Raw genomic sequence first — 13,632 nt, 5'->3', positions numbered from 1 at the left:
GCAGGTCCCGCGCTCATGGCATCGGCCCGGCGGCCCCGCGTACGGCTTGGTGGACAGCGCGGGCCAGGCGGGCGCCCCACAGCGAGCGCGGGCCGGCGAAGGCGTGCACCTCCGCCCCGTCCACGGGCGACCGGGCGGCGACGCACACGGCGTCCGTGGGGGTGCCCGAGCAGTCGTAGCCGGTGTCGAGCAGAGCCTGCACCTTGGCTTCGGTGGCCGTGGCCACGGCGTTGACCAGCGCCGCGTCGGTCATGGCCACCGGAACCGCGACCACGATGTTGATCGTGCCGGGCCGCGGGGTCATGGCCGGGGCCGGCGTCGCGGCGGCCGCCCAGCCGCGTACTCCGAGGCCCGCGGTGGCCACCGCGTCCACCCCCTCGTCGTCCCCGTGACCGTACGCCCGGACGTCGGCGGCCGTCATCAGCCCGACCCCCGGCCCGCGGGCGCCCGCCTGGCGGGCCAGCTCGGCGAGGTGGCGGTCGGGGTCGCGGCGCTGATAGCCGTGGGACACCTGGGCGTTGAGGACCCAGGAGCGTTCCCCGATACCGCCGCCGAGCACCGCACTGCTGATCATCCGCCAGCCGTCACCGGCCCGCCACAGCAGGCTGTGCAGTCGTTCACCGTCCTCCAAGCGGGACAGCTGCCGCACCGGCAGGGCCGCGGCGGCAGGTCGTGGCGGAACAACGGCGGTCACGGACGAGTACTCCTCATGGGGCGGAAACCGCTTGATCGTACGTTGCTCCGCCCACGCCACCCTGGGAGGCGGGTGCAGGGGCAGGGGCGGGCCCGCGTGCCGTCGGCGCTGCTACACGTTCAGGTGCGGCCTGGCAGCGGCTGCGGCCGCGTGAGCCGTCGTCAGTGGATCGCGGGGCGCTCGGCCGAGGAGGTCGGTGAGGTCGGGTGCGGTGCCGTCCAGGAAGCCGTGCCGGATGCCGGTGGCGATCGAGGCGAGCATCGGCGGCTGGAACGGCAGCAGCCCCGGTGTGTCCTCAAGGAGCCTGCGCCGGTACTCGCCGAGGCTGATGGGGCCGTGGGTGACGCCGAGTGCGTCGGCCACCTGTCCGGCCGTGATCGGCGTGCCGACGAGGTCGTAGACGCGTCCGCGATGGGGTGCGGGGTCCGACGCCACCACCGCCGCGGCCTCCGCCAGGTCCTCGCGCGCGACCGCGGCCAGGGCGCCGTCCCCGAACGCGGACTCCACACCGTCACCGGCCCACATCAGCAAACCGCCGAAGAGTTCGGCGTACAGGCCGTTGCGCAGGATCGTCCACGGCAAGTCGCTCTCCCGCACCAGGTGTTCGGTCGCGCGGTGCGCGAGGGCGAAACCGAGGTGGTCACCGGCGGTCGTCAGGCTCGTGTAGACGACGTGGCCGACGCCGTCACGCACGGCGGCGTCCAGGACCGCCGCGTGCCGGGCGACGACCTGGTCGTCCTCTCCGTAACCGGCGGAGACGAGCACCAGAGTCGACACACCGGTGAGGTCGAGACCGGCTCGGTCGTCGAAGTCCACACGCCGCATGCCCTCGCCCGGAACCCGGCTGCCGCCCACTGCGAGAGCACCACGGGTGTGCAACGCCGCGAGGGTGGCCGAGCCGAGGTTCCCGTTCGCTCCGGTCACCAAAATCATGATCAATCACAGTCTTCCGTCGTCGTGCCCACCAGTGACTACGCTTGATCCTCGGACGCACGCCAACCGGCCACAAGAAGGCAGTTCGATGTCACTCACGCACACCGGGGTAACCACCACCCCCGCCGAACTCGACCCGTGCGGAAGCGAAGACCACCCCGACTGCGGCATCCGCGATCTCCTGGACCGCATCGGTGACAAGTGGTCGGTGCTCGTGATCGTCGAACTCGCCGGCGGGCCACGTCGCTTCCGTGAACTCCAGCGCGCCATCGACGGCATCTCCCAGCGCATGCTCACCCTCACCGTGCGCAGGCTCGAACGCGACGGTCTTGTGCTGCGCACCGTGTACCCCACCGTCCCGGCCCAGGTCGACTACCGTCTGACCGAGACCGGGGCGGGCCTGACCCACCTGGTCAAGGCACTCGCCGACTGGTCCCTCGCCCACCGCCCCGTCATCGCCGAGTCGCGGCACGCCTACGACCAGGCGCACCCCGACCACGACATCCACTGAGGCGGGCAGTTGTCCCCCGGACCCCGTGCGTGGAGATACCTCACCCCGCCCGTCGCATGACAGGGTGCGGCCAGGGCCGCACGGGTTCCAGCCGCAGCCGCCGGACCGGCCAGGGCGGGGCCTCGGCCGGGCCGAACCAGACCCGGACGTCCTCCCCGGCCCGGACGGGCAACAGGGGGTAGTCGTTCTCGGCGTGCTCCGTGCGGTGCAGTGCGTGACCCGGTTCCAGGTGCAGGGCGGCGTACGTGTCGAAGGCAGCCGCGTCGGACGGGTGACAGATGGTCGCGATCACCTCGCGGGTGCCCGGCGCCGGGGCGAAACCGGGGCCGCGCAGCAGCAGGACGTCGTCACTGTCGATCATGGTGGCGTTGGCCGCCTCACGGTGCTCCCGCCAGACGGGGCCGGTGTAGAACGCCTCCAGTGCGCGTCGGCGGTGCGCCATGTCGGGGAAGGCACGCAGCCACACGAAACGGTCCGGGTCGTCGAGGTCGCGGAACCGGCCGCCCACGGTGATGCCGACCGCCTGCTGACCGGTCACGAAGGCGCGCTCGAACAGTTCGATCAGGGTCTCCCGGGTGCCGGGACGCAGGGTGTACTGCCGAAGCTCGACGATGCTCATACGGCGCTCGCTCCGGTGCGGGTGAAGTCCATCGTCCAGTTGAGCTCCCAGGTGCGACCCTCGTCCGCGGAGAACTCCTGCTCCCAGCGGGCGGTGTCCGGGCCGAGCGGTGCGGTGGGACGGCGGTTGGCCACGTCCCAGGTGCCGTGCAGGAAGTCGAAGTGGTGCGGGAAGCCGAAGTCGTTCATACCCGCAGGCTAGGGACACTCACCTGACATCCTGTGTCAGTGGATAGGTGAATACTGGGCCGTATGCGCGCGAGCCGGTTGGTCACCCTGCTTCTCCTGCTCCAGAACCGGGGCCGGATGACGGCCCGGCAACTGGCCGAGGAGCTTCAGGTCTCCGTCCGTACGGTCTACCGGGACGTCGAGGCGCTCGGCGCCGCCGGTATCCCGCTGTACGGCGAGGCGGGGCACGCGGGCGGTTACCGGCTGGTCGACGGCTACCGGACCCGGCTCACCGGACTGACCGCGGACGAGGCGCAGGCCGCGTTCCTCGCCGCGCTCCCCGGCACCGCCGCCGAGCTCGGTCTCGGCGAGGCGCTCGCCACCGCCCAGCTCAAACTGCGGGCCGCCCTGCCGGCGGAGCTGCGCGAACACGCCGGGCGGATCCAGGAGCGGTTCCTGCTCGACGCCCCCGGCTGGTACGGCGACGGCGACCGTACGCCTCACCTGGCGGCGGTCGCCACCGCGGTGTGGACGCGGCGGGCCGTGGTCCTGCGGTACCGGCGCTGGCGGGCGCCGGAGGAGATCGAGCGACGGGTGGAGCCGTACGGGCTCGTCCTGAAGGCGGGCCGCTGGTATCTGGTCGCCGCCGGGCCGTCCGGTATCCGCACCTACCGGGTCGACCAGATCGACGAACTGCGGCCGCTGGAGGAGGAGTTCACCGTCCCGGACGGATTCGGCCTGGCCGCGCACTGGAAGGGCTATCTGGCCGACTTCCGCGCCCGGCTGCACACCGGGGAGGCCCTGGTGCGACTCACCGGGGAGGGAGCCCGACGCCTCGGTGTCACGCCCGGGGAGGGCGAGTGGACCCAGGCCCGGGTGCCCATCGAATCCCTCGACCACGCCCACCAGGAGTTCCTGCGGCTGGGCACCGATGTCGAGGTCCTCGCCCCGGAAGAACTCCGCGCCCGTGTCGCCGAGACGGTACGCGCCCTGGCCGCCCGCTACACGCGGTGAATCCTTCCACGGACAGGTGCGCGGGGGTGTCGCCGCGAGGCTCGGCACGGAGTCACCCGGCTCGGGGTGGGATGCGGGGCGGGAGCAGCGGTGTGAGACTCGAATGGCTTCCGCATCCTTCCCTCAAGGTCTGACCGAGAGTGAGCGACCCGCGTGGACCGACCGACCTTGCAGTCCGTGCCGGGCGAGCGCCTGGCGGACCTGCCGCAGCTCCAGGGGCTCGACGAGAGAACGCGCCGGGACATGAAGGTCGTCGCCGCCGTACTGCCGTTCAAGGTCAACCGCTATGTCCTCGAAGAACTGATCGACTGGGACAGGGTCCCCGACGATCCCCTCTACCGGCTCACCTTCCCCCACCGGGACATGCTTCCCGCCGCGATGTTCACCGAAATGGACATGCTCCAGGGATCCGGGGCGACGAGCCGTGACCTTCGCGAGGTCGCGCTCAAGCTGCGACGGCAGCTCAACCCGCATCCGTCCGGCCAGATCGAGTACAACATCCCGACGCTCGGCGGGCGGCCCGTCCCAGGCCTCCAGCACAAGTACCGGCACACCGTCCTGCTCTTCCCCGCGGCGGGGCAGACCTGCCACGCCTACTGCGGGTACTGCTTCCGCTGGGCCCAGTTCGTCGGGGTGCCCGAATGGAAGCAGAGTCTGCGCCAGGCCGAGGACTCCGTGGCGTATCTGCGGGCGCACCCCGAGGTGTCGGACGTCCTCATCACCGGCGGAGACCCCATGATCATGTCCGCCGACCGGCTGCGCACCACCATCGCCCCCCTGCTCGCGCCGGACCTCGCCCACCTCCAGAACATCCGGATCGGCACCAAGGCACTCAGCTACTGGCCCTACCGCTTCCTGACGGACCGGGACGCCGACGACGTCCTGCGTCTGCTGGAAGAGTGCGTCGCGGCCGGACGCTCGGTCTCCGTCATGGCCCATTTCTCCCACACCAGGGAGCTGGGCACCGCCGCCGCCCGCGAGGCCGTCGCCCGCATCCGGGCGACCGGCGCGGTGGTACGCGCCCAGGCACCTCTCGTCCGGTACGTCAACGACGACCCGGACGCCTGGGCCGACATGTGGCGGGAGATGGTGCGCCTGGGCATTCAGCCGTACTACATGTTCGTGGAGCGCGACACGGGCGCCGAGAACTACTTCGCCGTACCCCTGGCGCGGGCCTTGGACATCTACCATTCCGCGGTCCGCAAGGTCTCCGGGCTCGCCCGCACGGCCCGCGGCCCCGTCATGTCCGCGACTCCCGGGAAGGTCCACCTCGCGGGCGAGGCGTCCGTCCAGGGCGAGCGGGTGTTCGTCTGCCAGTTCCTGCAAGCCCGCGACGAGACGATGCTCGGGCGCCCCTTCTTCGCCCGGTGGAACGCGGAGGCGACCTGGTTCGAGCAGCTCCGTCCGGCCTTCGACGGCGACCCGTTCCCCTTCGGCACGGAGCCGGTCGCGCACGGCCCCGGCGGAACAGGCGTTCAGCGCAGGAGATCCGGATAGCGCGCGAGTGCCTCTTGATAGGCGTCCGGGCCGACGCTCACCCCGCCACCGTAAGGGTGGTTGAGGGCCAGAACGAGGTAGATCATGTAGCCGAAGCCGGCGGCCCCGAACCCGAGCAACACGTAGTGGACCTTGGTGACGGGGTGCCCGAAGAACGCGATGACGGCGAGGGTGGCGACGCCCGCGCCGATCATGAGGGACAGAATCGGCAGGGGCACCTGCGCGTCCTTCTCCGCCAGTCGCTCACGCCGTGCCACGTACACCTCCCGAAGCCGCTGGTTCACTTCCGACTTGGCCGCCCGGGCGTCGCGGTCCGGGCTGGCACTGCGGTAGACGTAGGACCGCAGCATGTCGAGCCCCCGCACGGTGGCCGGGTCCGCCCGGCCCTCGCTCATCGCCGGCCACTCCGCGCTGATGACCGAACGGGTGTACCCGACGAGTTCCCGGCGGACCCGGTCCCGGTCCGCCGCCGGCAGCCCTTGTGCGGCGAAGTAGGCATCCTTGAGGGCACTCGCCTCGGAGAGGCCGGCTTTCCGGGCGGCGGTCAGTTCCGACTGGGCGTTCACGGCGAGGAAGGCGAAGGAGAACACGAAGAGACCGCTGATGGCCCCGATGGCCATCTCGACCCCCTTCGGGAGATCGGTGGTCTTTTTATCGCTTCTTCGCGACATGAGATAAGCGGTCAGAACGACCGAGAACGCGGCAACGAGCATGACCAGCAGGGAATTGAAGAGCACAGGGGGCATTATTCAGGCGCGGCGTGTCCAGTACGGCGCGACGCGACCTGGGAAGAGACGGTTACAGAAGTCCCCCCGGAAAAAGGCTCTTTGGCCCTCTTCTTTCGGGTTCCTCGGCTTCTTCCGGTTGCTCGGCTTCTTCGGCTTCTTCGGCTCTTCGCCTCTTCGTCTCTTCGGCGGATCGCGTCGGCGTGGGTCCGGCTGTCGGCCGTGCTCGCAAGGGGCACCTACCGCGTACGCGCGCCCAGTTCACCCGACCTCGTCCAGGAACGGGACGATCGCATCGATGAAGTGCTCGTTCCGGTCGCCCACCACCATGTGTCCCGCGCCGGCCACCTCGACGCACCGCGCCCGGGGAACCCTCGCGCAGAACTCCTCGGCGACGTCTTCGCGCACGAGGTCACTGATCCCGCCGCGCACCAGCAGGATCGGCACGTCGGCGTGGCGTGCGGCGTCGAGGAGGCGGTCCGCCATGCCCGGCGGGTCCATCCGGCCCGCGAAGCTGTCCAGCAGGCTCGGGTCCCAGTGCCAGAACCAGCGATCGCCCTGGCGGCGCAGGGAGGTCCGTAGCCCTTCGCCGTCATCCCGACGCGGGCGTTGCGGTGCGGGCGAGGAGAGGGCCGCAGCCGCTTCCCGCACACTGGCGAAGCCGTCGGGCCGACGGCGCATGAGTTCGACGACGCGGCGCATCCCGCGCGGGTCCGGCCGATGGGCGACGTCGACGAGTACCAGAGCGCGGATCGCCGCTTCAGGTGCCTCCCCGGCGGCGAGCAGCGAGCCCAGGCCGCCGAGCGATGCACCGACCAGCACCGGCCGCGCGTCGAGTTGGGCAACCAACGCCCGGACGTCGTCGGCGAACAGGCGGAGGTCGTAGTCACCGTCGGGCGACCATGCGCTGGCGCCGTGTCCCCGCAGGTCCGGGGCGACGACGCGCCATCCCAGCGCGGCAAGCCGGGGGCCGGTCCGACGCCAGGCGTGTCGCGTCTGACCGCCCGCGTGCAGCAGGACGAGCGGCGGCGAAGCCGCCTCACCCCATTCGTCCGCCACGAGCCGGATCCCGCCCTGGCCGAGGAAGCCGCGCTGGCGTGGCAGAGCGTCGGCGGTCATACCGCGCCCCGGTCGCGCAGCGGCGTGAGCAACTGCTCGCGATGGGGATCCGCGGCCGCCGCGGCGAGTGCGACGTCCAGCGCGAACAGGGCACGCGCCAGGAACCGGTCATCGTCGATCAGGGCCGCCACCCACTGGTGCAGCGCGCCGACGCACGCGGTGGCGACGACGGTGGCCAGGCCGTCGGTGTCGATGTCGGCGCGGAGGAGGCCCTGCGACCGCGCGTCCGCCAGGGCCCGGCGGAGCTGGGTCAGCGGGCTGCGGGCGAACACGAGGCCGCTTGCCTCCCATTCGCGCACCAGGCGACGCGATACGACGGGGTCGGCCACGAAGAGTTGGACGGTCGACCGGACGACGTCCTGCGGGCCGCAGTTCGCCAACTCCCCCAGACAGCGCTCCAGTTCGTCCATGAACCCGGTGGCGAGTGCCTCCCAGACCTTGTCGCGGGGGCCGATGAGGTTGTACACCGTGGCCGGGGCGACCCCCGCTCGCTCGGCGATCCGCTCCGTACTGAGCGCCGACTCGGGGCTCTCGCGCAGGAGCCGGCGCGTCGCCTCGAGGATGCGGATCCGTCGCTGGGCCTTGTGGTGCTCGCGCAGTCCCCCTTCGACTGGCTGCATACGCGCGCCCCTCTCCTGGGAAGTTAGAGAGCCCTCTAAATTTAGGCGCACCCCCAGGGACGGTCAAGCGGCGACCTCACCGGGGTCGATACCCGTGTCCGCCGCGACCGTTAAAGCAGTGGACAGTCGTCCAGCGCTGGGCGAGCATCTCCCGCGATGAACAACCAACCTCTTCCCGGCCCCAAGCGCCTCCGCTTCGTCGAGCTCAACGCCAAGGCACTGCGCGCGCTTGCGGACGGGGACCTCCCCGCCGCCGACGCCGAGGCCGGGGTCGCCCTCGACGAGCACTTCATCAGCGACCGGGCCCGCTCGATCTTCGGCTACCGCGCCGACCAACTCGTCAGGGAACCCTCCGCCGCGCCGTGGATCACCCGTGCCGTGGTGTCCGAGCCGGACGGGGTCGTCGTCGGCGACGCCGGGTTCCACGGTCCGCCGGACGCGGCCGGAATGGTCGAGGTCGGCTACACCGTGGTGCCCGGGTTCCGGCGCCGGGGCTATGCCCGGGCCATGCTGACGGCGCTGCTCCAGCGGGCGGCCGCCGAACCCGGTGTCACGACCGTGCGCGCCAGGATCGGCTCCGACAACGCGGCTTCCCTGGCCACCATCGCGGGGTTCGGCTTCACACGCGTCGGTGAGCAGGGAGACGAAGGCGACGGACTCACGGTCGTCTTCGAAGTCCCGGCGGCGGCGACAACCACCGGGCACCCCGGCCGCCTCGGCGGGGCGTGACCCGCCCGGCCCGGCGCCGGGGAAAGCTCTTCAGCGTCGTGGCACCGGACCTGCCTACGGGTTCGTCGATTCGGCGGCGCGACGGTATTCGGCGTTGATGCGCTGGGCTTCTTCGAGCTGGTCCTCAAGGATGACGATGCGACAGGCGGCCTCGATGGGCGTGCCCTGGTCGACGAGTTCACGCGCGCGGGCCGCGATGCGCAGCTGGTAGCGGGAGTAGCGGCGGTGGCCGCCGGCGGAGCGGAGCGGCGTGATGAGCCGGGCTTCGCCGATGGCGCGGAGGAAGCCCTGGGTGGTGCCGATCATCTCGGCGGCCCGGCCCATGGTGTAGGCCGGATAGTCGTCGTCGTCGAGACGACTGTTGGAGTCCTCTACTGTCATTTGCACCTCTCTGTGGCACGCGTTGAGGGGCCCTGGTGCCATATGGCACCAGGGCCCCGAAGGAACTGCTACACCATCTGCCGGCCCTGGTACTGCGCCGGCCTTCTGTTTCCGCCGTTCCGACCCGGTTGCTGTCGGAGATGCGGGGATCGCGGTTGCTTGACCGGAGACCACCTCACTATCGATGTCCTGCGGTACCCGGGCTCAGCCATCCGCCCGGGCGATCCTGATGGCGCTGGGCTCCTCCGTCCTTCCCTCTGGGATCAATCACTTGCGTACTGCTGGTACTGCTCACTGCGGTACTGCTGTGGCGGCCCCTGATCACTGCGGGCCACCCGGTCCGATGGTCAGTCCCGTCACCGTCCTGCACCTGCTCTGGCTTCGGAACTCCACCACCGCACCGTCCTGCGAACTGCGGCTACTGCTGCCCGGCAGTTCGTCTCTGCCGGGCCTTGTCGATCTGAGCTACAAGAGAAACCATAGCCACACCAGCACCCAATGTCTACTCCGGCCGACATAGATTTTCTTGCGTTCGACAGGGGAGCTATCGGCCTCGAACACAGCAGGGCCTCGTGCTGATCAGCGGCACCGTCCCGGCCTCCCACACCGTCGTCCTTTCGACGACGACATGTTTGTCATCCATTGGATGACGTGCTACAACGGACGTGTTGAAGCGCATTGGCGGGTACAGCCCGAACCTTCTGGAGGTGTTTCACGATGTTGATGCGCACCGACCCCTTCCGTGAACTCGACCGCCTCGCCCAGCAGCTGACCGGCACAGGCACCGGTACCTGGACGCGACCTGCCGCGATGGCGATGGACGCCTACCGCGAGGGCGACGAGTACGTGGTGGCCTTCGACCTTCCGGGCGTCAGCGCGGAGGCGATCGACATCGACGTCGAGCGGAACATGCTGACCGTCAAGGCCGAGCGCCGCCCCGTCGCCAAGGCCGAGAACGTACAGATGGAACTGTCGGAACGGCCGCTGGGTGTCTTCTCCCGTCAGCTCGTGCTGGCCGACACGCTCGACACCGAACGCATCAAGGCGGACTACGAGGCCGGCGTGCTGACCCTGCGCATCCCGATCGCCGAGCGCGCCAAGCCCCGCAAGATCACCATCAGCGGGGACTCCTCCCGCAAGGAGATCTCCAGCTGAACACGGCGACCTGAGCCGAAACAGCGGCGCAGGACGGGCCCCTGATCTCCCCCCCTCCGCCCGTCCTGCGCTCTCCTCAGTCCAGAGAGGCGGTGGCTGACGTGTCCCTGCGAAGGGAAGCGTTCCTCGACCAGGTGAAGGAACGCGGCGAGTACAAGAACGTCCAGGAAGCCGAACGGGCGGCCCGCGTCGTTCTCGCCCTGCTCGGGGCCCACCTGGTCGGCCGGGTCCGTGCCGAGCTGGCCGCGTGTCTGCCGGAAGCCTTCGCCCTGATCCTCCTCAACCCCTTGCAGAGCGCCGAACCGCTCTCGCCCGAACGATTCGTACGCGCCACGGCGGCCTGGATCGAAGGGGCTACCGAGACGACCGCCACCTGGGACGTCAGCGCCGTCCTCAGCACCGCCGCCGACGCGGCGGGCGACCAGCTCATGGAGCAGATCCTGCTCCAGTTGCCGGCCGGCTACGACCTTCTCTTCGGCCGCCCCCAGGTCGGCTCCGCACATCCATGAGCCTGCACATCCATGAGCCCATGGCCGTCCTGAGCCCCGGAAGAGCGATCGAGGCTCGCAATCGGGGCGGGCGCCTCGGCCGGATCAGGTGATCGTGGGGCTGCGGCGCTCCACGAGGACAACGTCGCGCCATACGCCGTGATGGCGGCCGATGCGCTCACGCGTGCCGACGACCCGGAACCCGGCCCGCCCGTGCAGGGCAAGGCTCGCGGTGTTCTCCGGGAAGACGCCGGACTGCACCGTCCAGATCCCGGCGGCGTCGGTGGAGGCCAGCAAGGCGTTCAGCAGGGCCATGCCGACTCCGCGACCGCGCGCGTCGGGGTGGACGTAGACGGAGTGCTCGACGACACCGGCGTACGCACAGCGGTCCGAGACCGGCACCACCGCCGCCCAGCCGAGGACCCGGTCCCCGGCGAGGGCGACCAGGCGGTGGGCGGGGAGTTTGGCCGCGTCGAACGCCTCCCAGGTGGGGGCCGTGGTCTCGAAGGAGGCCTGGCCTTCGTCGAGACCCAACTGGTAGACCGCCAGGACCTGCTCAGCGTGTTCCGGCCGCAGCGGAGCGATGCGTAGGCCGGGGTCAGTCCTCGTCACGCCGTCGCCCTGATGCCGAGTTCCGTGAGGAGGACGCGGACGCGCCGCTCGATCTCGTCGCGGATCGGGCGGACCGCCGCGACGCCCTGGCCGGCCGGGTCGTCGAGCTGCCAGTCGAGGTACCGCTTGCCGGGGAAGTACGGGCAGGCGTCGCCGCAGCCCATGGTGATCACCACGTCCGAGGACCGCACCGCCTCGGTGGTGAGGACCTTGGGGGTCCGGTCCGACAGATCGATGCCGACCTCCTTCATGGCCTCCAGCACGGCCGGGTTCACCGCGTCGGCGGGGGCGGATCCGGCGGAGCGGACCTGGACGCGGTCCGCGCCGAGGTGGGCGAGGAAGGCGGCGGCCATCTGGGACCGTCCGGCGTTGTGCACGCACACGAACAGCACGGAAGGTACGTCGGAGGTGCTCATCACGTCAGTGCGCTTTCTTCGGCGGAGGGGGTGGGGATGGAGGTCTGCCGTCCGTCGTGGGGGACGACCACCTCGTCCTCGCTCGCGGGAGCCGGGCGGCCGAAGCAGAGCGCGACCAGGCCCAGACCGACGGCGGCTCCGACGAGTTGGGCGGCGAGGAACGGCAGCACGGACGCGGGGGCGATGCCGGCGAAGGTGTCGGTGAACGCCCTGCCGACCGTCACGGCCGGGTTGGCGAAGCTCGTGGAGGACGTGAACCAGTACGCCGCTCCGATGTACGAGGCGACCAGCAGCGGCGCCTGGTGTGCGCGGCCCGCGCGGGCCAGGCCGAAGACGAGCCAGACCAGCCCGGCGGTGGCCACGACCTCGCCCAGCCAGAGGTGTCCGGCCGACCGGTCGTGGGTGGAGAAACGCACCAGCGGCTCGGCGAACATGGCGTCGGCCAGCATCGCACCGGCGACCGCCCCGGCGATCTGGGCGGGTACGTAGGCGATGACGTCGCGCAGAGGAGTGGCCTCGCCCCCGGCACGGCGACCGGTGAACCAGGCCGCGAGGCTGACCACCGGGTTGAAGTGCGCTCCCGACACCGGCCCGAGCAGGGCGATCAGCACTCCGAGGCCGAAGACGGTGGCGAGGGAGTTGGCCAGCAGTCGCACCCCGATGTCGTGGGTCAGCGCGGTGGCCTGGATCCCGGAGCCGACCACCACCGCGACCAGCGCTGCCGTGCCGAGCGCCTCGGCGGCCACCCGCCGCACCAGCGGCGCGGGCACGCTCACGCCGGAACCGCCGAGGACGCGACGGGGATCTGGAGCAGGGCGGACAGCTTCGCCAGGGCCTCGGGCAGCACCCAGTAGTACACCCAGGTCCCCCGCCGCTCGGAGCCGACCAGGCCGGCCTCGCGGAGCACCTTCAGATGGTGGGAGATCGTCGGCTGGGACACGTCGAACGGGCCCACGAGGTCGCACACGCAGGCCTCGCCGCCCTCATGGGAGGCGATCAGTGACAGCAGCCGCAGCCGGATCGGGTCCGACAGCGCCTTGAACATCCGCGACAGCTCGGCCGCGGTCTCCTCCCCCAGTGGCTCGCGCACCATCGGGGCGCAGCACGCCTCGTCGTCCTGCCCGAGCATCGGCAGACCAGCTTGTTTCGACATGCCTCTATGTTGACAGCCATCTAATCCGGTGACAACCTCGCTTGTATCGACAGCCGTCGATACAAGCAGTTCTCACGGATGGGAATCCGCCATGTCCCGTGTTCAGCTCGCCCTCCGCGTCGCCGACCTGGAAGGCTCGGTCGCCTTCTACTCCAAGCTCTTCGGGACCGCCCCGGCCAAGCGCCGCGAGGGATACGCCAACTTCGCCATCGCCGAACCCCCGCTCAAGCTCGTCCTCATCGAGGGCGAGAGGGGCGAGGACACCCGCCTGGACCACCTCGGCGTCGAGGTGACGTCGACCGACGAGGTCACCGCGGCTGCCGGGCGGCTCAAGGACACGGGCCTGGCGACCTTCGAGGAGAACGACACCTCCTGCTGCTACGCCGTGCAGGACAAGGTGTGGGTCACCGGTCCCGGCAAGGAGCCGTGGGAGGTCTATGTCGTCAAGGCCGACGTCGACACCCGCGAGAAGGCCGGCACCGCCCCGGACGCCTGCTGCGGCACCACCGCCTGCTGCACCCCCGGCGAGCAGGCCCTCGACCCGGCCCGGACTCCCGCCGAGGCGAAGAGCGCCGCCGGGTGCGCGTGCGCCGACTGAACCCGGCTGGTTCCGCCGTCCGCTCGGGGATCGGGGCCGCCGTGACGCGCTCGCGTGCCCGTCCGTGGTGTACGACGACCGACGCCCCGCCCTGACCGCTTGTGCCGTTGCCCGCCTCCGGAAGCCTCCCGGGGGCGGGCAACGGCACAAGTGCGGCCGCTCGCACGGGTCCCGGCCGTACCGCTCCTCAACTCGCGTACA

At 70.8% G+C, this 13,632-nt stretch carries 19 protein-coding genes; 7 read left to right on the top strand and 12 right to left on the bottom strand.

From position 1 onward, the window contains the following. Positions 1-13: 13 nt before the first annotated feature. Entirely contained in the window at positions 14-694 is a 681-nt protein-coding gene (locus tag AC069K_RS10200) for an adenosylcobinamide amidohydrolase (RefSeq protein ID WP_478614237.1), read from the bottom strand. Positions 695-805: 111 nt separating this feature from the next. Continuing rightward, positions 806-1,627: a Rossmann-fold NAD(P)-binding domain-containing protein gene (locus tag AC069K_RS10195; RefSeq protein ID WP_478614235.1), complete on the bottom strand. Its 822-nt coding sequence runs from the start codon at positions 1,625-1,627 to the stop codon at positions 806-808. A gap of 88 nt (positions 1,628-1,715) precedes the next feature. Between AC069K_RS10195 and AC069K_RS10190 the strand changes: the two genes are divergently transcribed. Next, positions 1,716-2,138, top strand: a complete 423-nt coding sequence (locus AC069K_RS10190; protein WP_478614232.1) for a winged helix-turn-helix transcriptional regulator — start codon at positions 1,716-1,718, stop codon at positions 2,136-2,138. A 40-nt stretch (positions 2,139-2,178) separates the two neighbouring features. On the opposite strand, the gene AC069K_RS10185 is transcribed toward AC069K_RS10190, so the two are convergent. Both AC069K_RS10185 and AC069K_RS10180 read right to left on the bottom strand, forming a co-directional pair. Next, positions 2,179-2,757, bottom strand: coding sequence for an NIPSNAP family protein (locus AC069K_RS10185; protein ID WP_478614229.1), 579 nt, complete (start codon positions 2,755-2,757; stop codon positions 2,179-2,181). Next, entirely contained in the window at positions 2,754-2,945 is a 192-nt protein-coding gene (locus AC069K_RS10180; protein WP_478614227.1) for a hypothetical protein, read from the bottom strand. Before AC069K_RS10180 ends, AC069K_RS10185 begins: the two co-directional genes overlap by 4 nt. 63 nt (positions 2,946-3,008) lie before the next feature. Here AC069K_RS10180 and AC069K_RS10175 point away from each other — a divergent pair, with 63 nt between their 5' ends. Both AC069K_RS10175 and AC069K_RS10170 read left to right on the top strand, forming a co-directional pair. After that, the gene (locus tag AC069K_RS10175; RefSeq protein ID WP_478614224.1) at positions 3,009-3,938 is read left to right on the top strand and encodes a helix-turn-helix transcriptional regulator; all 930 of its coding nucleotides are present in this window, start codon (positions 3,009-3,011) and stop codon (positions 3,936-3,938) included. Positions 3,939-4,091: 153 nt separating this feature from the next. Next, the gene (locus AC069K_RS10170) at positions 4,092-5,435 is read left to right on the top strand and encodes a KamA family radical SAM protein (RefSeq protein ID WP_478614221.1); all 1,344 of its coding nucleotides are present in this window, start codon (positions 4,092-4,094) and stop codon (positions 5,433-5,435) included. On the opposite strand, the gene AC069K_RS10165 is transcribed toward AC069K_RS10170, so the two are convergent. The 3 genes from AC069K_RS10165 to AC069K_RS10155 all read right to left on the bottom strand — a co-directional run bounded on the left by AC069K_RS10165 (position 5,414) and on the right by AC069K_RS10155 (position 7,899). Further along, a complete protein-coding gene (locus AC069K_RS10165) occupies positions 5,414-6,172 on the bottom strand; it encodes a bestrophin-like domain (RefSeq protein WP_365105353.1) in 759 nt (252 codons plus the stop codon). The two genes, AC069K_RS10170 and AC069K_RS10165, sit on opposite strands and share 22 nt — an antisense overlap. A gap of 249 nt (positions 6,173-6,421) precedes the next feature. Then, positions 6,422-7,279: an alpha/beta fold hydrolase gene (locus AC069K_RS10160; RefSeq protein WP_478614218.1), complete on the bottom strand. Its 858-nt coding sequence runs from the start codon at positions 7,277-7,279 to the stop codon at positions 6,422-6,424. Next, positions 7,276-7,899, bottom strand: coding sequence for a TetR/AcrR family transcriptional regulator (locus tag AC069K_RS10155; RefSeq protein ID WP_478614215.1), 624 nt, complete (start codon positions 7,897-7,899; stop codon positions 7,276-7,278). Before AC069K_RS10155 ends, AC069K_RS10160 begins: the two co-directional genes overlap by 4 nt. Before the next feature lie 156 nt (positions 7,900-8,055). On the opposite strand from AC069K_RS10155, the gene AC069K_RS10150 reads away from it, so the two are divergent. Beyond that, positions 8,056-8,628, top strand: coding sequence for a GNAT family N-acetyltransferase (locus AC069K_RS10150; protein WP_478614212.1), 573 nt, complete (start codon positions 8,056-8,058; stop codon positions 8,626-8,628). 54 nt (positions 8,629-8,682) lie between these two features. On the opposite strand, the gene AC069K_RS10145 is transcribed toward AC069K_RS10150, so the two are convergent. Next, complete coding sequence (locus AC069K_RS10145; protein WP_358832085.1) at positions 8,683-9,009, bottom strand: MerR family transcriptional regulator; 327 nt, start codon at positions 9,007-9,009, stop codon at positions 8,683-8,685. A gap of 717 nt (positions 9,010-9,726) precedes the next feature. On the opposite strand from AC069K_RS10145, the gene AC069K_RS10140 reads away from it, so the two are divergent. Both AC069K_RS10140 and AC069K_RS10135 read left to right on the top strand, forming a co-directional pair. Continuing rightward, the gene (locus tag AC069K_RS10140) at positions 9,727-10,164 is read left to right on the top strand and encodes an Hsp20/alpha crystallin family protein (protein ID WP_478614209.1); all 438 of its coding nucleotides are present in this window, start codon (positions 9,727-9,729) and stop codon (positions 10,162-10,164) included. A gap of 101 nt (positions 10,165-10,265) precedes the next feature. Next, positions 10,266-10,673: a DUF2267 domain-containing protein gene (locus AC069K_RS10135; RefSeq protein WP_478614455.1), complete on the top strand. Its 408-nt coding sequence runs from the start codon at positions 10,266-10,268 to the stop codon at positions 10,671-10,673. Positions 10,674-10,757: 84 nt separating this feature from the next. Here the strand turns inward: AC069K_RS10135 and AC069K_RS10130 are convergent, their stop codons facing one another. From AC069K_RS10130 to AC069K_RS10115, 4 genes are read right to left on the bottom strand one after another with little or no spacing between them, the layout of a single operon-like run. Beyond that, entirely contained in the window at positions 10,758-11,264 is a 507-nt protein-coding gene (locus tag AC069K_RS10130) for an N-acetyltransferase family protein (protein ID WP_478614206.1), read from the bottom strand. Next, a complete protein-coding gene (locus AC069K_RS10125) occupies positions 11,261-11,680 on the bottom strand; it encodes an arsenate reductase ArsC (RefSeq protein ID WP_478614203.1) in 420 nt (139 codons plus the stop codon). Before AC069K_RS10125 ends, AC069K_RS10130 begins: the two co-directional genes overlap by 4 nt. Next, a complete protein-coding gene (locus AC069K_RS10120; RefSeq protein ID WP_478614200.1) occupies positions 11,680-12,456 on the bottom strand; it encodes an aquaporin in 777 nt (258 codons plus the stop codon). Before AC069K_RS10120 ends, AC069K_RS10125 begins: the two co-directional genes overlap by 1 nt. Continuing rightward, a complete protein-coding gene (locus tag AC069K_RS10115; protein ID WP_478614197.1) occupies positions 12,453-12,833 on the bottom strand; it encodes an ArsR/SmtB family transcription factor in 381 nt (126 codons plus the stop codon). The genes AC069K_RS10120 and AC069K_RS10115 overlap by 4 nt, the downstream gene beginning before the upstream one ends. Before the next feature lie 91 nt (positions 12,834-12,924). Between AC069K_RS10115 and AC069K_RS10110 the strand changes: the two genes are divergently transcribed. Then, positions 12,925-13,431, top strand: a complete 507-nt coding sequence (locus AC069K_RS10110; RefSeq protein WP_478614194.1) for an ArsI/CadI family heavy metal resistance metalloenzyme — start codon at positions 12,925-12,927, stop codon at positions 13,429-13,431. Positions 13,432-13,632: the final 201 nt, after the last annotated feature.

This window comes from Streptomyces sp. NPDC043908 (assembly GCF_056435525.1).
The sequence above is the reverse complement of the archived record's forward strand: the minus strand, read 5'-3'. Positions and strand labels throughout refer to the sequence as shown.